This window comes from Granulicella mallensis MP5ACTX8 (genome assembly GCF_000178955.2).
In the GTDB taxonomy this organism is placed as follows: Bacteria; Acidobacteriota; Terriglobia; order Terriglobales; family Acidobacteriaceae; genus Granulicella; species Granulicella mallensis.
In genome coordinates, this window is record NC_016631.1 from 5,675,611 (window position 1) to 5,693,085 (window position 17,475).

Here is a 17,475-nt window from a genome sequence, read left to right on the forward strand (position 1 = left end):
AGTTACTACCGTTAGAACTGGAGGCGAAGCGCCAACTGAATCAGACGCGGACTGTAAGCGTAGTTCGAGTTCACGCTGGAGACCGCGGCAAACGATGGTTGATAGGTCAGGTTGTTGACGGTCGTTGCCGCTGTCTGTCCCTGTACGGTCGAGATGGCATAGCCTGTGGTGCCTACGCCAGTAACGTTCTGGTGATTGGCGAGGTTGAATGCCTCGCCGATCAACTGCAGGTTGTAGTGCTCAGCGAAAGTGAACTCCTTCTGCGCCCGCAGATCGACGACGATCGTACGCGGAAGCTGGAAGGTGTCACGTCCCAGGAACGGCAGGTAGGAGGACGCCGCTGAGGTTCCTACGATGCCGCTTCCAGCAGCCTCATAGCAGTTGACTCCATAGCATTGGTTAGGAGTCGTACCGGTTGTAACCGCGGAGTATGGCAAACCACTCTGCATCTGAACGAGCGGCTTGATCGACCAACCGTTCGCGAGATACTTGAGGGCGCTGTCGCCATGGATGCCGGGAGCATTCAACACGGCCCAACCCACAACACGGTGACGCACATTCAGCGCTGAATTGCCATAGTTCTCGCGTGGGTTGGCATAGGGGTCGAGCCAGTTCTCCGTGCTCGCCGCCGTAAAGCCGCTCGCGCTGAAGTCCAGAGCGTGTGACCAGGTGTAGTTCGCATCGAACGTAATCCACTTGAAGGTGCGGTTCGTTAGATCAAGCGAAAGTGCGTTGTAGCTGGAGTTGATGTTGCTGACAACGTCGGTGACATTGCCAAAGTTCGGATTGATCAGAATGTTGTTATAAGTGCTGGACTTGGCACCAGTCTGCTGTTTGCCGGCATAGGCTGTGACCGCGTAGGAACCGCAGCTCACCGGACCGCAAGTGCCATTCGTTCCGGGAACGACGTTGTAGTTGATCGTGTACGTCTTGGTCCGGTCGAGGTTGAAGTTCAAGTAATTCGGCAGCTCGCGGCCGAGCGTACCCAGATAGCTGACAGAAATTACGTTGGAGTTACCCAGGTTCTGCTGCACGGAAAGATCGAACTGCTCCGTGTAGGGATTCTGCAGATGCTTGTCCAGGTAGTACGCGCTGGCTGTTCCTGGAGCAGGACCCGTAGGAGGCGTCTGCAGGGTGGGAGCATTGGCCGTCGTCGAAGAGTAACTCGGCGTCGACTGCGAGAGTGCAGAACCCGTATTCAGATAGGCGTTCAGAATGACTGCATTGGGAATACGGCCGTAGTACATGCCGAAGCCACCGCGAACAACCGTCTTGCCGAGACCGAACGGATCATAAGCAAAACCAAGGCGAGGGCTGAAGTTGTTCTTGTCGCTGGGATGAGAAGTCGTGATGGGCAGCGTGCCGGCCGCCGCGCCGCTCAGATTCGCATAGGGGCTGGGGATGGCCTCGTAGTCATAGCGAACGCCAAGATTAAGCGTCAAACGAGAAGTCAGCTTCCAGTCGTCCTGAGCGAAGAAGCCATAGTCGAGCGTGGCCAAATCGAAGGTTGACGGACCAAAGCCTGCAGCATAGCTCGAGTAGCAGGGATAGAAGCCACTGGCAGACGATCCGACACCGCTACCGGAAGCATCGCAGCTCTTTCCCTTCGCGATCAGATCTGAGAAGTAATTGACGGTAGAACCGTAGGTAATGTAGCCATTGCCTTCATAGACATTGTCCTGCAGATCGTAGTTATGGATGATGTCCTCTCCAAAACGGATGGAGTGCTTGCCCCAGACATAGGTAGCCGTATCGCCGACCTGCCACTTGCGCTCGTCAGGATAGGCGACACGGAAGGAGTAGTAAGGCATGCCCAGAAAGAAACCGATGCCCGTATTCAGAGCAACTTCCGGAGCCAGGCCGGTGCTGTTGAGGAGGTTCGCCTTGGTATAGGCGCTGGTGGGCTGCAGGCCTTCGTCGTTCAACTCGCGACCGTACTGGTAGCGCACTTCATTGGTGAGATTCTGCCTGATGAGCGAATCGAGCTTGACCAGGGTGTAGTCCAGCTTGACGAAGTCCGTGCCGAAGCTGTCGATCGCGTAGTTGTTGGTTCCCTGCGTCTGCACGCCACCGGGCGAGTCCCAGCGAAGGCGATGGTAGAGAACGCTGAGGTGTTCCTTGTCGTTGACCTGCCAGTCCAGCTTCGGCGTATTGATGAGCTGATTACCAAAGCGCGGCACAGTGCCGAGGTCCGTAAGCAGGGCCTGGAGCTGCGTGCTGTAAGCCGTTGCGCCAGCAGCATAGGAGCTGTAACCAAGACGTGCAGCCAGCAGGCAGGCTGCGCTGTCTGTTGCGCTTGCAACGGCGGTCTTGGAAGGAGTGGTAATTGTGCCGGTCGCCGTGCTGCAGGCGTATCCCGCGCTCAGAGCCGCATCCGGCGAGACGAAGAAGCTGCCGGGGTTGTTGGCCTTGGCGGTGCCGGGGAAGTTACGGCGATACGCGTCGAAGGCATAGAACCAGAAGAGCTTGTCCTTCTTGAGCGGACCGCCGACGGCGAAGCCATATTGATTGCGGTTGTCCTTGGGACGGTAAGGCGAGGTGATGTACTGATTGGTCACCGAATTGAAGACCGTGTTGGACGCGCCAGGCTGGAAGGCCGAGCGGCTCGAGTTGCGGTTGTAGAAGTAGAGCTCGCCGTGCAGCTGATTACCACCACTCTTCGTCACCGAGTTCACCACGCCACCCACGGCACGGCCGAACTCAGCCGAATAGACACCGGTGTTGACCTGGAACTCGCGGACAGCGCCCTGCGAGGTGGAGTAACCGGCGCGGGTACGGCCGCGCTCTTCCGAGAAGAACGCCTGGTTGTCGTCAGCGCCGTCGATCTCGACGTTGTTCAGCACGGACGGAATAGCGCGGAAGCTGAGCAGACCGAAGCCGTTTGAATCGTTCACGACGCCGGGCGTAGTCAGAGCAAGGGTCGACCAGCGGCGGTTGTTGACCGGGATCGCTTCGATCTCTTTGTTGTCGAGGTGGCCGCCGAACTCGGCGGAATCGAACTTGAGGACGGGAACATCTGCCGTAACCTCAATCGCCTGGGTCGTCTGGCCGGTGGTCAGATGGGGATTTACAGACGTGACTTCGTTCACCTCAACGATGACGCCATTCTCCTTCTCAGGAGCAAAGTTCGGAGCGGTGATCGTAACGGTGTAGGTGCCGGGAGCGAGCTGCGGGGCGCGGAAGATGCCGCTCTCGTTGCTCTTGACCGTCAGGTCGGATCCGTTGGCGTCGTTGTGAATCAGGATGGTCGCGCTGGGAATCGCGGCGTCGGTTGAATCGAATACTGTACCGGAAATAGCACCCTGGGTTGTCGACTGAGCGTAAGCACCGCCAGTGGCAAGTGCCGCCGCAGCGCAGAATAGCGCCAGCCGGCGATTGAATTTTGTGCAGATCATGAGCCCTCCTCGAAAGGTTATGCGGTCGCCCGGATCAGCCTTGCTTCGGTGTTCTGTAAGCCGGTTGGCCCCGCAAATGTGGTTCTTAAATGGATCTCTGCATCGAGATTCTCCGCCCGTGCGTCATGAACGCAGCGAGGTCGGATTTTCCATAGCAGAATTGTCCAAATGTTTGTGTAAAGGTAGTCTATCAGCCGCCCCAGGGCTGCCCACAATAAAATCGGGTGACGATTTCAGGCTTAAAATCTGGAATCGGGGCCACAACTCACATCGCATCAATAAGTTACCTCTGCGCCTGAGAGCCTTTACTCTTGTCTTTGCTTTTCTGGTTGTCATTCCGAGCGTAGCGAGCGAATCTGCTGTCTCCCGTTCTTCGTTCGTCGCACCCCAAAAATACGTGGACCAAAACCGAGGCGTGGTCTGAACTGACGGACAACGTTTGTGGCGACACTAGCAAAAAACGGGAGACAGCAGATTCGCTCGCCACGCTCGGAATGACAACCAGAAAAGCAAAAGCAAGAACAAAAGCAACTGCTTCTCTGCGCTGCCCCTGCCTATCGGCAAAGAACCCTTATACCCAGTCCGATACACTGTTAATAAATGTTCATTGATGAAGCACGAATCCGGATTAAAGCAGGCGATGGCGGCAACGGCTGCATGGCCTTCCGGCGCGAAAAGTTTGTTCCGCGTGGCGGCCCCTCGGGCGGCGACGGAGGCCATGGTGGCGACATCCTGATGACCTCGTCACTCAGCCACAATACCCTGGTCCACTTCCGCTTCAACCCGGAGCACAAGTCCGAGCGCGGCGGTCACGGCCTCGGCTCCAATATGTCCGGCTACGCCGGCGAGCACACCGTCCTCAAAGTCCCCGTCGGCACCCTGCTCTACGACGACGACACCGGCGAACTCGTCCACGACTTCGCCCACCCCAACGAAGAGATCGTCATCGCCCGCGGTGGTCGCGGCGGCCGCGGCAACCAGCACTTTGCGACCTCTACCCATCAGGCTCCCCGGGAGCATGAACTCGGCCGCCCAGGCGAGGCACGCAACTACAGGCTGGAGCTTCGCCTGCTGGCCGACGCCGGTCTCGTCGGCTACCCCAACGTCGGCAAGTCGACGCTGATCTCACGGCTCTCAGCCGCCAAGCCCAAGATCGCCAACTACGCCTTTACGACGCTCGAACCAAACCTCGGCGTCGTGCAGGTCGGCGACGCCCCGTACGAGCAGTCGTTCACGGTCGCGGATATGCCGGGCCTGATCGAAGGCGCGCATCTCGGCGCCGGACTCGGCGTGCAGTTCCTCAAGCATATCGAGCGCACCAGCGTGCTCGTCCATCTGGTTGACGTCTCGGATGCCAGCGGCAGACCCGATCCGGTAGAGGACTACAACGTCATCACCGCCGAGCTCAAGTCGTTCGACCCCGCGCTGGCTGCCAAGCCGACGATCCTGGTCGCGAATAAAGCCGACGTTGCTAACCCGGACAAGCTGAAGAAGCTGACCGCCATGGCCAAGCGCAAGAAACTACCGCTGTATACGATCTCTGCCGTCAGCGGCGAAGGTCTTCCGGCACTGAAGTTCGCCATGGCCGAGGCCGTTGCCATGCACCGGCAGATTCCGTTGGAAGGCCCCGGTCCAGTCGTGCCCGCCAAGCGCAAGGCGCACTATCCGCCGCCTGCGCCGAATGCGCGAGGGCGAAGGTAGGACGCTTTAGCGTCGCTGCGCAGGGATTCTTTGGCCCGAAGGCCACAGAATCTCATGGTGTTTATATCCCCCTCCACAGCGGCGTCATCCTGAGCGTAGCGTCCCGTCTTTGGGGGACGCGGAGTCGAAGGACCCCGAAGGTTGCAATCTTGCCTATGCACTCTGAACCTTTTCTACCTCAAGCGCTTGAGCTCAGGCTTTCGTACTGGAAAAGGTCCCAACACCATAGGCAAGATCAAGTCTCTCGGGGTCCTTCGACTGCGCGCCTCGCAAAAGCGCGAGGCGCTCCGTTCAGGATGACGTTTCTATGGGAACGTGAACGAAACATAGGCGCTTCACACAACGGGATGACACGTACAAGGCCTGAAGGTCACGGCACCCGGAACGTCGTAACATCCAACTCCTTCACCGCTTTCTCCGCATGCGGCGTGCCTTCCGGCACCCAGTCATACGGCACGGCCTGCGCCCGATAAGTCAGGCTGTTCGCAAACGGCTTCCCGTCCACCGTCGAGCGGCCCACGTAAGGCATCACGTACTCCCAGACGATATCGCCCTCGGGAGTGACCTGGAACAGCCGCCCGTACATGCCTTCGTCGATGAGCGTATTGCCGTTCGGCAGCCGGCTCGCGCTGCTGACGAAGGAGCTGAAGAAGCTCCAGACCGGCCGTCCGGAGTTCGCCCCGGTGTACTGCCAGACGATTTGATTCTTGACCGGGTCGATCTCCAAGATGCGTGAGCCCGCATAGATGCCCAGCGCCGCCGGAGGAAAACCCGCTCCGCCTTCGTCGTCGAACAACAGCAGATTGCCCGCGCCGGGCAGGCCCTTCGCGATGAGGTGCGCGTTGTGCTGGCCGGAGATCTGGTCCACGGGCCTCGGCAGGTCCTTCTTCATGATCCGCTGATCGGGAGAGTACTCGCTGCCCGGAAACTCCGGCCCCAACCGCCAGACCACCTTGCCGGTCCTCTTCTCAATAATGAGAACGACGTTCCCCTTGCGGGTATCGATCATGATGTTCTCGGGATCGAAGCGCTTATCTCCCGCGTCGAACCAGCGATTGGCCCCCAGCACCTGCATGTCGTTGATCTCGAGGTATCCATACGGCTCAGGCGGATTGCGCGCGACACGCTCGCGCAGATAGTTCATGCCCTCCGGCGTCCAGCCGAACTCCTTGAGATGATCTCCCGCAGTCCAGCTCCACACGACCTTGCCCTCAGGAGTGACCTCGTAGATCGCCTGGTCGCCGATCTCCTTCGGTCCCAGCCCCGGCACGGCGCGCGGCACAGCGACCAGCAACAAGGTATTGCCGTTGGCCAGACGCGCCCAGTCGTGGTTCTGCCGCGCGGCTCCGCCGGGGGCCTGCGAGCCCCACTCCCAGACGGTCTTGCCGTCCCAATCGAGCTCGCCCACCGTCTTGTTGGTGAAGATGCCGCCGCGGCTGTCCTGAATATCCGACAGTTGCAGCAGCACGTGTCCACGCTGGCCGCCAATCAGCTTCGGGTCGATCACCTCTCCGGGATTGCCCGGATGCGGCCACCGATGAACCTCGTTGCCGTCCATGTCGATCAGGTGCATGATGCCGTCGGGACCGCTGAAGCCGACAAAGCTGTTGTACGCGCGCAACGGGTCGTAGATCGTAACCCCGGTGGGATAGACACGCGGAGGGGCGCTCAACGCCGTCGCGGTGAAAAGCGTAAGAAGCGCCAGCGCGCCGGCTCTGCGTACGCGAGGCAAGGATCGGCCTGCAATCTGCATGGTTGTTGGCTCCAAAGCGATGTCGGAAGAGATGAGAAGCTCAATCCAAATGATAGCCGGAGCGCCAACTCTCACCTTCGATAAGCGGGTGGATGCGGTCGCCCACACCCGCCTTTGCCGCAGCGGCGAGCAGACGCGGGAGCGGCTCGTCCATCGGCTCGCGTCCCAGGCGAAAGGTGTTGTAGTGCATCGGCACCATCGCCTGCGCGCCGAGGTCGAGGAAGCCTCGCAGCGCCTCTTCCGGGCTGGTGTGGACGGCGCGGTAGCTGTCCGGATAATAGGCGCCGATGGGAAGCAGAGCGATGTCGGGCCGCAGCCGTTGGCCGATCTCGGTGAACCCGCCGAAGAAGGCCGTATCGCCCGAGTGATAGATGCGTGGCGACGCCGGAGCCTCAATGCAGTAACCGCCAAAGCCGCGATGCGTGTCGTTGAACAAACGCGCACCCCAGTGCTTCGCGGGTGTCGCCGTAATGCGCAGGGAGTTCAGTTCCACTGACTGCCACCATGCCAGCGCCTCGACGCGAGCGAAGCCAAGATCGCGCACCAGGTCTTCGACCCCATTGGGAACAACAGCCACCGGTGCAGGCAGCTTGCGGCGACGCATCTCGCGCGTAATGGCCCGCAGCGACGGTCGGTTGAGGTGATCCATATGCGCGTGGGTGAGCAACACCGCATCGATGCGTGGAAGGTCCCGCACCCGAACGCCGGGATGCCGCTGGCGACGCAGGAGAATAAGGCGTGTCGCAAAGACCGGATCGATGAGGATCGCGCAACCCGCGATCTGAAGCAGAAACGACGAGTGGCCGATGAAGGTGATGACCGTCTCGCCGGCGGCGGCCTCAGCAGGCCTCTGAGGCTGGCCCTGCATCGGTTGCGCGTGGCTCTCGCGAACGAGACGCTCTAACTGCCGCAGCTTGGTGATCCAGAAAGGAACGGTCATGGGGTCTCTTCAACTGCCTCTGAGGATACAGATGCGCAGATAGATGAAAGGATTGGCGAGATATCCATGTTTGTGTCGTTGCTCGTTTTTCGCCGTCATCCTGAGCCATGGGCGAAGGCCCCCGCATTCGTGGCGACATTGAAGATAAGGCAGACCTCAGTCGAAGGTGATGGCTTTGCCCATGCTGTAGACAGGTATATTTTGCTTCTCTAGCTGTACAGGTAGTCCCAGACTTTGCTGGTCTTGGTTATGCCCTATGTTCTGTGGTTAGCCCAATGCGGGGGTCCTTCGCCTACGGCTCAGGATGACGACGAAAAACAAGCAATGACGAAAACAACCCCATTTCATTTTTGACCGGGTTCAAATTTAACTTGACGCACACTTTCGCGAAGAGCAGTATTTGACCATGTTCAAAAATGAGCCCGCGACGACCAAAGGCGAACAGACCCGGGAGCACATCTTCGACTGTGCCCTGGAGCTCTTTCGAGAAAACGGCTTCGATGCCGCGACCATGCAGGATGTCGCTACACGTGCCAACGTCGCCAAGAGCGCGGCCTATTATTACTTTCCAGGCAAGGAAGCGATTATCCAGGCCTATTATGAGGCCGTACAAACCCGGCAGGAGCAGCTTTGCGCCGAAGTCTTCGCTGAAACAAAAGACCTCAAGAAGCGCCTGTACGCCGCGATGCATACGAAGTTCGACCTTGCTCAGGATGACCGCAAATTACTCGGGGTTGTCTTCCGCTATACCGGAGAGCCACAACATCCGCTCTCCTGCCTCGGCAGCGGCACCGCAGAGATTCGCCGCCGCAGCATGCAGGTATTCCAGCAGGCCCTTGCCGTCGAGCGTTTGCCGAAGGACCTTGAACAACTGCTGCCCCTGGCTCTCTGGTCTTTGCAGATGGGCCTGCTCGTGATGTTTCTCTACGACACCTCCGCAGCACAGAAGCGTACGCGCCAGCTCGCAAGCGGTTCTCTCGACTTCACGCTGAAGATGATGACACTCGCCAGACTTCCCGTGCTCAAGCCCATCCGCAGCAAGATCCTCTCACTCCTGCGTGAGGCCGATCTACTGCCCGAATAGAACTGAACAATGCTCTAACAGGAGGTTTTCATGGACGAATCCACTGAACCAGCCGAACCCAGTAAGTTACCCAAATCCACTCGGGAGATCAGCAATGCGCAATGGATGCTCGCAGCCTTCCTCGTCGTAGCCTTCGGGCTTGGAGCCGTTCTCTATAAGTTCACCATCCACGTCGGTCTGGGGCACACCTCAGCGATATTTATCGGCATTCCGGCGATTCTCGCTCTGGTCCTTGCACTCGCACCACGCGCCAAAACCGTCACCGGCGGCATTCTGCGTGGCATCACGATTGCCCTTCTTGTCGTTGCACCCCTGCTGGGCGAAGGCTACCTCTGTATCCTCTTTTCGGCTCCTCTGTTTTATCTCGTGGGCCTGGGCGTTGGCTCACTTGTCGACTACTACCGCAAGAGCCGCAGCACCACGCTTAGCTGCATCGCCATCCTGCTCCTTCCGATGTCCCTCGAAGGCGTCGTGCCGCAACTCACTCATAACCGCGCCCAGAGTGTCACCGCCACCCAGATAGTCGATGCTCCCGCATCCGCTGTAGAGGCAGCTCTCGCGCAGAGCCCGCATATCGACACGGCGCTCCCCCATTTCCTTCGCATCGGCTTTCCCCGCCCACTCGAAGCACACGGCGAAGGCCTTGACCTCGGAGCTACGCGCACGATTCACTTCGCGGGCGCAGAAGGTGATCCTCCGGGCGACCTCGTCATGCAGGTCACCGACCGCCATCCCGGCCATGTTCGCTTCACGACGATCAGCGACTCCAGCAAGCTGACGCAGTGGGTGCGCTGGCAGACCTCGGAGGTCACATGGACGCCTCTCGACGCCACGCATACCTCCGTCACGTGGAGCATTGCCTTTGACCGTCAGCTCGATCCCTATTGGTACTTCGCTCCGTGGGAACAGGTCGCTATTCGCGAGGCTGCAAAGTATCTCATCACCGCCAATGCCACTCCTACAGGGACAGCACGTTGAATCACTCGCTCTATGTGCGCGCCACCGCGATCTATCTTCCGCTAGCCGCGGCGGCGCTCGCTGGGCTGCTTCGTCCGCGGCGTTCCCGCCAACTGGCCGCATGCCTTCTCAGCCTCTTTTGGACGCTATGCACCCTGCTGGTATTGCAGCGCCTCAACCAACTCACCGGATGGTGGGCGTTCTCTCCTGGCGGCCTGCTCTTTCGTGAAATGCCTCTGGAACTCTACTTCGGTTGGGCCATGCTCTGGGGACTCGTACCACAGCTCGCCTTTCCCAAAGGTTCGCTCGTCTGGGTGTCCGCATTCATGGTCGCATTCGATCTCGTCGCGATGCCACTCTGCAAGCCTGTCCTGTATCTCGGCAACCACTGGCTCGCTGGGGAAGCTCTCGCCGTATTGCTCGTCCTGTTGCCGGCACTTCTCCTCGCACGCTGGACGCTAAACGATACGCACCTGGAACTACGTGCAACGCTGCAAGTCGTCCTGTCCGTGATGCTATTTCTCTTCCTCGTACCAGAGCTCGTCTTCGCAGTGCGTCCCGGCGACGGCTGGCTTCCCCTGCTGCACAGCCCGAGTTGGCAACGTCAGCTCGGACTTCAACTCCTGCTCCTGCTCGCACTCCCCGGCGTCAGCGCGGTCGCGGAGTTCGCCCAACGCGGCCACGGCACTCCCCTTCCTTACGATCCTCCTAGACATCTGGTCACCAGCGGCATCTATCGCTACTGCGCCAACCCGATGCAGCTCTCCTGCGGCCTCGTGATGCTGCTCTGGGCCGCCATGCTGCACAATCTCTGGCTGCTGCTGGCAGCCTGCATGTCGATCCTCTACAGCGCAGGCATCGCCGAGTGGGACGAGGGACGAGACCTCGCAGAGCGCTTCAAAACCAGCTGGCAATACTATCGCCGCGCAGTCCCAAGCTGGAGAGTTCGTTGGCTCCCCTACCACTCCGGTACATCGGCGCGTCTCTACATCGCGCGGACCTGCGGTCCATGTAGCGAACTCCGCCTATGGATGGAAGCCCGGCATCCAATAGGCTTCGATCTCATCGATGCGGAGACTCTTCCTTCGGGTTCCATCCAGAGACTACGCTACGATCCCGCCGATGGAAGCGCCCCGGTAGAGGGTATTCGAGCCCTGGGCCGAGCCATGGAACACCTGCATCTGGGGTGGGCTTTCTGCGGTGCAGCTCTTCGGCTTCCGCTCGTCTGGCAAAGCGTGCAGTTGCTGATGGATGCCAGCGGCCTGGGCCCTCGCATCCTGGGCGACATGACATAAGATTTGCGACACCTCCCTAGTGGCAGGAATCGAACTTGAGATCGCCTGTGGTGTGTGACTCGGGTGCGCTCGTCTCACAGTCGAAGCGCGCGTGGCCTTCCATCGCCCAGATGTCGTTGTAGCTCGAATTGGTGCGCTGGACATCGACGTCCCACACCTTACAGTCGCTCTTGTTGTAGCGGACAGCAAAGTCCGTGCCGGGCACGTTCAACACCACATGCGGTTCGCCGTCCTCCGGCAACGCGATGCGGCCGCCTGTCTGCGGCTGCGATTCGTCAAAGAACCCCACTCCAAAGTACTGCTGGCGCTGGCCGGATTGGCAGGTATTGACGTGCATCGTCCAGTTCTTCGACTCGCGGCTGAGGGTCGCCGTACCAGTGGCTTTGCCCTTGCATCCTGTCAGGGTGAAGAGAGCCGACAGGGACAGCAGCATCACAAGGGCGCTTCTGAGCTTCAGCGCTACGCCGGGCCTCAACGCTGCGCGTTCGGTGGGCTGATGGAGGTCGTTTCTCATGGCATCCAGTTTAGCCAGAGAAGGGTGAAGTAAGAGTTTAGTTTTTGCCTTGAAGGCGCGCGCCCCTTCAAGGCAAACTCTGGCTACGCAGTTTGACACCACGCCTTAGGACTTCTTCGTAGCCCGGAAGCGGTTCGCCGTGGCGAACTCTTCGCGCAACTCCGGTGTGCGCAGGTTCTCCCGCAGGTGCGCGAGGCGCTGCTCCAGTGCGTGCAACGTCTGCGCGATGGGCTCGGTGTTCGTGAGCGCGATATCGCGCCACATGCTGTAGGGGCTTGAGCCGAGGCGCGTGGTCTCGCGCAGCGCTCGGCCGCCAATAGCCTGCACCGCGGCGAGGCCGTCGGGATCGGCGCTGAAGGTGTCCTGCAGCAGCGCGGCCAGCGCGGTCGAGAGCATCTGCGGAAGATGCGAGACCCAGGCACAGACTTCGTCATGGCGCTCGGCCCCAAGATCCTGAGTCTGCGCGCCCATGCCTGCTACCAGTGCGCGCCAGTGCGCTTCCAGTGCGCACTCGTTTTGATCGACAGGCGTGAAGAGCCAGGTCGCGCCGCAAAAGAGTTCGGCATCGGCCAGCGCGGCACCGCCGGACTCCTTGCCCGCCATCGGATGCCCGGGCAGGAAGCGAGCTTTGCCCGGCTGGTTGTAGAGCTTTGCCGCAAGCTCCACGATCTCGAGCTTCGTGCTCCCGACGTCCGTGACAAGCTGCTGCTCGTTCAACACGGGCGCGAGCCTCTGCATCCAGTCGAGGATAGGCAGAACCGGCGTCGCCAGCAGGTAGATATCGGCTGCGTCCGGAGCCAGCACGGCTTCGCGGCCCGGCAGAGCTTCGTCAATGGCTCCGACTTCGAGGGCCTTCGCGAGTTCGGCGGGGTCTGCGTCCCAGCCGAGGATTTTACTGTCAGGCGCGGCAGCTTTGAGCGCCAGCCCAACTGACGCGCCAATGAGGCCTGTTCCGAGGATGAGAATGCGGGTGGACATCGGTATTTAGTGTAGCCGTCAGATCAAAGGCACGTTGTCTTTAGCTCTTCTGACCGCCCTGGTCGTTGGCGCGCCGATGCGTAAAGGCACGGGCATTCGCTCCGCGATAGTCGCCGGCAACGTGCCCCTGCCCACGCAGAACATACTTGTAAGTCGTCAGGCCATCGAGCCCGACCGGGCCGCGCGCATGGAATTTGCTGGTGCTGATGCCAACCTCCGCCCCGAAACCGTAGCGGAAACCGTCTGCAAATCGTGTGGACGCGTTGTGGAAGACGCCTGCGGCATCGACCTCGCGCAAGAAGCGCTCCGCCGTGGCATCGTCCTCGGTAAGAATGCTCTCTGTGTGCGACGAGCCGTGCGTGTGAATGTGATCGATGGCCTGCTCCAGCGAGTCGACAACGCCGATAGAGAGCGCCAGCTCGCCGTACTCGGTGTGCCAGTCCTCTACTGGAGCACCCGCACCCAGTAGCTTGCGCGTCGCTTCATCCCCATGCAGCGCAACACCGCGCTGACCCAGGTGCGCCGCAAGCTTGGGCAGAAAGTCCTTCGCGATATCGCGATGCACCAGCACCGTTTCGACGGCGTTGCACGCAGCGGGATAGTCGATCTTGGCATCGCTAATCACCCGCAGCGCAAGCGCTTCATCGACACAGCGATCGACATAAATATGGCAGACACCCTCCGCATGGCCCAGCACAGGAATACGCGTGTTGGCCTGTACGTACTCCACCAGCGCCTTGCTGCCGCGCGGGATCACCATGTCGACAAGGCCATGCATGCCCAGCAGTTCGTTGACGCGCTCACGCCCGAGCACGAGCGAGATTGCATCGGCAGGTAGACCTTGCCTGACGATGGCCTCGCGCAAAACACGCACCAGGGCTGAGGCTGTGCGCTCGACCTCGCGGCCCGGCTTGAGGATGACCGCGTTGCCGCTCTTGAGCGCCAGCGCAGAGATCTGCGTTACAGCGTCGGGACGAGCTTCGAAGATTACCGCCAGCACACCGAGCGGAACGCTCAGCTTTTGCAGATGCAGGCCCTGTGTACCGGCCACATCTCCGGGATTCCTGTCGTCGAGTTCAATCGCATCGAGTGTGCGGCCCAGCGGATCGGGCAGCGCCGCGACGGAGCGCACCTGCTCGACCATCTCACGCAACTTGGTTTCATTGAGCTTCAGCCGCGAGAGCGTTGCGGGCGAGAGCTTCTCGTCTCCGCTCATCGACTCGGCGATCTTAAGGTCTTCCGCGTTGGCGGCGAAGAGCTCCGCGCCTGCGGCTTCGAGTGCCTGCGCCATCGCCTCAAGCGCGGCATTACGGCGCGGTTCATCGAGTGGGGCAAGCGTGCGCGAAGCCTGTTTCGCCGCCTCGGCTGTCGCGCGTACAGAGGACTCAGAAGCCTCGCTCATTTCGCGACCTCTTGCACCACCGGCGAGAAGCGAGTGCCCAGGGCTTCGCCATCGATGATGCGCTCCAGCACCTGCGGCGTACGCCCGTTGGCGATCACCACCTGTTTGCCGGCCCGCAGCGCGATACGCGCCGATTCGAGCTTCGAGGTCATGCCACCACGGCCCCGTCCGTTGCTGCCGTGCGCCAGCGCCAGGATGCGGTCATCGACGCTGCCCACCAGGCGTAGCACTTTCGCGCCTGGGTCTGAAGGGTCGCGGTCGTAGAGTCCGTCGACATCCGACAGCAGTACGAGCAGGTCGGCGTTGATGTGTTTCATGAGCAGAGCGGAGAGCTTATCGTTGTCCCCGAAGATCCTCTCGCGCGGCGCGGACTCGGTGGGGCGATCGAGCTCTACGGTCGAGACCGTATCGTTCTCGTTGACGATGGGAATCACGCCCAGCGTCAGCAATGCGTCGAGCGTGGCGCGCAGGTTGGCATGACGCACGGGATCGCGGAAGTCGTCTTCAGTGAGCAGCACCTGCGCGATGGGGCAACTGAGGCGGTCGAAGGCATCGCCATAGAGGGCCATGAGCCGCGACTGGCCGATGGCCGCACAGGCCTGTACCTGCGCCACAACCGTCGGGCGAGCCGACAGACCCAGCCGCTCCACGCCCAGCCCTACAGCCCCGGAGGAGACCACCAGCACTTCCATTCCCTGGTCGCGCAGGGCCGCAATCTGCTCCACCAGCCCGCAGAGGAGGCCGAGCGCCACCTTGCCGTCCGGACGCATGATGACATTGGTGCCGAGTTTAACGACGATACGATGCATGAAGCTAATCCTTGCTATCAGGCTCTGCGGCCTGCTTCATTGAGGTTTCCATGATGGTAGCAAGTTCGGTGTTGTCGCCGCGCGTGTGCGACAGAATCGACGCCGCTACCATCTTCTCTGCTTCGAGATCGAACTGTGCAAACCGCTTCCCCTGACACGAATCGGAAGTGGGCCTTGTACAGTCTTGGCAGCATCGAGGAAGGCAATTCAGTCGTTGCGGCTACGCCTTCACTCCAGCCTTCGGCAGAAAGGTATGGCCTTTGGCCTGCTGTTTACGGCATGGCTGAAGCCATGCCCTTAACGAGACAGTGCTACAGCAAGCCGTTTGCACAGTCCAACTTCATCCCAGACACAAGCTGATGGCCTACCTTACGCGTGCACCTTCGCTACAGCCGAAGCAATGCTGCGGTCCACCACAGGAGCCAGCAGACGCAGCTTTTCAACGAGCTTCGTAAGCTGGTCCGGGAAGAGCGACTGCGCTCCGTCGGACATGGCCTTGTCGGGATTGGGATGCATCTCCATCAGCAGGCCGTCCGCTCCGGCAGCGACGGAAGCCAACGCCATCGCCGGTACGAGATCGCGCTTGCCTACGCCGTGCGACGGATCGCCCAGCACCGGCAGGTGTGTCAGCTTCTTCAGCACCGGAATCGCGGAGATGTCCATCGTGTTGCGCGTCGCGGTCTCAAAGGTGCGAATGCCGCGCTCGCAGAGCATCAGATCGTAGTTGCCGCCGGAGAGAATGTACTCGGCCGAGAGCAATACCTCTTCGATCGTTGCCGAGATGCCGCGCTTCATCAGCACGGGCTTGCGCACATGGCCGAGCTCGCGCAGCAGGTTGAAGTTCTGCATGTTGCGCGCGCCGACCTGGAAGCAGTCGATGTAGGGCAGCATGGCTTCGATCTGCGAGATCTCCATGACCTCGGTGATGACCAGCAGACCGTTCTCGTCAGCAGCCTCGCGCATCAGCTTCAGGCCTTCGACGCCCATGCCCTGGAAGCTGTACGGCGAGCTGCGGGGCTTATACGCGCCGCCGCGCAGGAACTGTCCACCGGAGGCGGCCACCTGCTTCGCGCTGAGATGGATCTGGTCGCTGCTCTCAACCGAGCACGGACCGGCCATGATGACGACCTCGTCACCTCCGACCACAAGCCCGTTGGGGAATGTGACGCGCGTGCCCTCAGGGCGGAAACCGCGGCCCGCCAGCTTGTACGGCGAGGAGATGCGGTATGCCTGATGAACGCCGGGGAGCACCTGGAACTCAGTGACCTCGAAGTGCTCAGGAGTGCCGACACCCGCGAGAATGGTCTGGGTCTCCCCCGTGGTTCTGTGGACGTTGAAGCCGAGTTCCACCATGCGTTCAATTACGCTTTGAATCTGTTCATCGGTGGCCTGGTTCTGCATGGCGACGATCATCACTGGAGTCCTTTGCTGACTGCTTGGAATGGGGTACTGCGTCGCAGCATAGAAAAACAGGGCTGCGAAAAATCTTTACAGCTAAGCCTTTGCATCCGGATTCGCGGGGCGCTGGAGCGAACGCATGACGTCCATGATGCGCTCGTAGAGGTCCTGGATCTGCGCGCCTGTGAGGGGGCCAGGGTTGACCTTACGCACGTGGTCGAAGACGATCTGTTCGCGCTGCGGTTCATAGATAGGGGACGCGCTCTTCTGTTTGAGCTGACCGATAGCGACTGCAGCGGCAGCGCGTTCGGAGAGCAGGAGGACGATCTGCTCGTCCAGTTGATCGATCTTCTTGCGCCAGTCAGCAATTTCCATGTTTCCTCGGGCTGCAAACCAGGGGTTCGCGATGAGTTAGGGCACTGCAGTCTCTTCGACATAGGCCCCTCCTCATGATACGGGTTTGCGGCGGTTTTCATGCGCCGGTTGTTCCCTTCCGCAGGCTGCGAACAAAGTCTCCAACAGCCCGCGGGGCCTCTGCCGCCGGGGTCTTCTCCACCAGCCCGACGATGGCACTGCCCACAACGGCAGCATCGGCAAAGCCAGCGACCGTCTGCACATGCGCCGGCGTCGAGATGCCGAATCCCAGCGCGATAGGCAGCTTCGTGAACTGCTTCAGCCGCTTCACGAGTTGTTCCGCATCGCTGGCAAGCTCGGCCTGCGTGCCCGTAATTCCCACGCGCGAGATCGCGTAGACGAACCCCCGGGAGTTTTCTGCGATAGCCTTCAGCCGCTCGTCAGGGCTCGTCGGGGCGGCCAGAAAGACGGGAGCGAGATCGTTGGCCCGCATCGCCGCAAGGTACTCGGTGGCCTCTTCGACGATCATGTCGGTCAGCAGCACACCGTCCGCGCCGGCGTCCTTCGCTGCCTTCGCAAAAGCTGCCATGCCCAGCCGCACGACCGGGTTGAGATAGCTGAACAGGATGATGCCCGCCTGCGGTCGCGCTGCACGAATCTCCTTGCAGATCACGAGCACATCGGTCAGGCGTGTGCCCTTGGCGACGGCACGCTCGCTGGCGCGCTGAATCACAGGGCCATCGGCCAGCGGGTCGCTGAACGGCACGCCGAGTTCGATGACGTCGGCGCCATTGTCGATGGCGGCAATCGCCATGTCGCGCGTCGTGCCGAGGTCAGGATCGCCTGCGGTGAGGTAGATCACGAGGCCCGGTTTGTTTGGAAAAGTAATGGGCAT

At 60.7% G+C, this 17,475-nt stretch carries 14 protein-coding genes; 4 read left to right on the top strand and 10 right to left on the bottom strand.

The window, feature by feature from the left end; translation table 11 throughout:
* Positions 1-11: 11 nt before the first annotated feature.
* Positions 12-3,395, bottom strand: coding sequence for a TonB-dependent receptor (locus tag ACIX8_RS21970; protein WP_014267594.1), 3,384 nt, complete (start codon positions 3,393-3,395; stop codon positions 12-14).
* 600 nt (positions 3,396-3,995) lie between these two features.
* Here ACIX8_RS21970 and obgE point away from each other — a divergent pair.
* Complete coding sequence (gene obgE, locus ACIX8_RS21975; protein WP_014267595.1) at positions 3,996-5,096, top strand: GTPase ObgE; 1,101 nt, start codon at positions 3,996-3,998, stop codon at positions 5,094-5,096.
* 370 nt (positions 5,097-5,466) lie between these two features.
* Here the strand turns inward: obgE and ACIX8_RS21980 are convergent, their stop codons facing one another.
* Together ACIX8_RS21980 and ACIX8_RS21985 are read right to left on the bottom strand one after the other, a co-directional pair.
* Positions 5,467-6,849 carry an aryl-sulfate sulfotransferase gene (locus tag ACIX8_RS21980; protein WP_014267596.1) on the bottom strand — a complete coding sequence of 461 codons (1,383 nt, stop codon included), beginning with the start codon at positions 6,847-6,849 and terminating at the stop codon, positions 5,467-5,469.
* Positions 6,850-6,889: 40 nt separating this feature from the next.
* On the bottom strand, positions 6,890-7,789 hold the full coding sequence (locus tag ACIX8_RS21985; RefSeq protein ID WP_014267597.1) for an MBL fold metallo-hydrolase: 900 nt from the start codon (positions 7,787-7,789) through the stop codon (positions 6,890-6,892).
* Positions 7,790-8,195: 406 nt separating this feature from the next.
* Here ACIX8_RS21985 and ACIX8_RS21990 point away from each other — a divergent pair, with 406 nt between their 5' ends.
* Genes ACIX8_RS21990 through ACIX8_RS22000 form a run of 3 tightly spaced genes read left to right on the top strand, consistent with a single transcriptional unit; the run spans position 8,196 to position 11,125 of the window.
* On the top strand, positions 8,196-8,873 hold the full coding sequence (locus ACIX8_RS21990; protein ID WP_014267598.1) for a TetR/AcrR family transcriptional regulator: 678 nt from the start codon (positions 8,196-8,198) through the stop codon (positions 8,871-8,873).
* A gap of 30 nt (positions 8,874-8,903) precedes the next feature.
* The gene (locus tag ACIX8_RS21995) at positions 8,904-9,851 is read left to right on the top strand and encodes an SRPBCC family protein (protein ID WP_014267599.1); all 948 of its coding nucleotides are present in this window, start codon (positions 8,904-8,906) and stop codon (positions 9,849-9,851) included.
* Entirely contained in the window at positions 9,848-11,125 is a 1,278-nt protein-coding gene (locus ACIX8_RS22000) for a methyltransferase family protein (protein ID WP_014267600.1), read from the top strand. The genes ACIX8_RS21995 and ACIX8_RS22000 overlap by 4 nt, the downstream gene beginning before the upstream one ends.
* A gap of 16 nt (positions 11,126-11,141) precedes the next feature.
* Here the strand turns inward: ACIX8_RS22000 and ACIX8_RS22005 are convergent, their stop codons facing one another.
* From ACIX8_RS22005 to trpA, 7 genes are all read right to left on the bottom strand, one after another.
* Complete coding sequence (locus tag ACIX8_RS22005; protein ID WP_014267601.1) at positions 11,142-11,639, bottom strand: hypothetical protein; 498 nt, start codon at positions 11,637-11,639, stop codon at positions 11,142-11,144.
* A gap of 105 nt (positions 11,640-11,744) precedes the next feature.
* Entirely contained in the window at positions 11,745-12,617 is an 873-nt protein-coding gene (locus ACIX8_RS22010; RefSeq protein ID WP_014267602.1) for a prephenate dehydrogenase, read from the bottom strand.
* A gap of 40 nt (positions 12,618-12,657) precedes the next feature.
* Complete coding sequence (locus tag ACIX8_RS22015) at positions 12,658-14,019, bottom strand: glutamate-5-semialdehyde dehydrogenase (RefSeq protein ID WP_014267603.1); 1,362 nt, start codon at positions 14,017-14,019, stop codon at positions 12,658-12,660.
* The gene (gene proB / locus ACIX8_RS22020) at positions 14,016-14,828 is read right to left on the bottom strand and encodes a glutamate 5-kinase (RefSeq protein WP_014267604.1); all 813 of its coding nucleotides are present in this window, start codon (positions 14,826-14,828) and stop codon (positions 14,016-14,018) included. Before proB ends, ACIX8_RS22015 begins: the two co-directional genes overlap by 4 nt.
* Positions 14,829-15,197: 369 nt before the next feature.
* The gene (aroF, locus tag ACIX8_RS22025) at positions 15,198-16,241 is read right to left on the bottom strand and encodes a 3-deoxy-7-phosphoheptulonate synthase (RefSeq protein WP_014267605.1); all 1,044 of its coding nucleotides are present in this window, start codon (positions 16,239-16,241) and stop codon (positions 15,198-15,200) included.
* 81 nt (positions 16,242-16,322) lie between these two features.
* Entirely contained in the window at positions 16,323-16,601 is a 279-nt protein-coding gene (gene pheA, locus ACIX8_RS22030; protein ID WP_014267606.1) for a chorismate mutase, read from the bottom strand.
* A 97-nt stretch (positions 16,602-16,698) separates the two neighbouring features.
* Positions 16,699-17,475 carry a tryptophan synthase subunit alpha gene (gene trpA / locus ACIX8_RS22035; protein ID WP_014267607.1) on the bottom strand — a complete coding sequence of 259 codons (777 nt, stop codon included), beginning with the start codon at positions 17,473-17,475 and terminating at the stop codon, positions 16,699-16,701.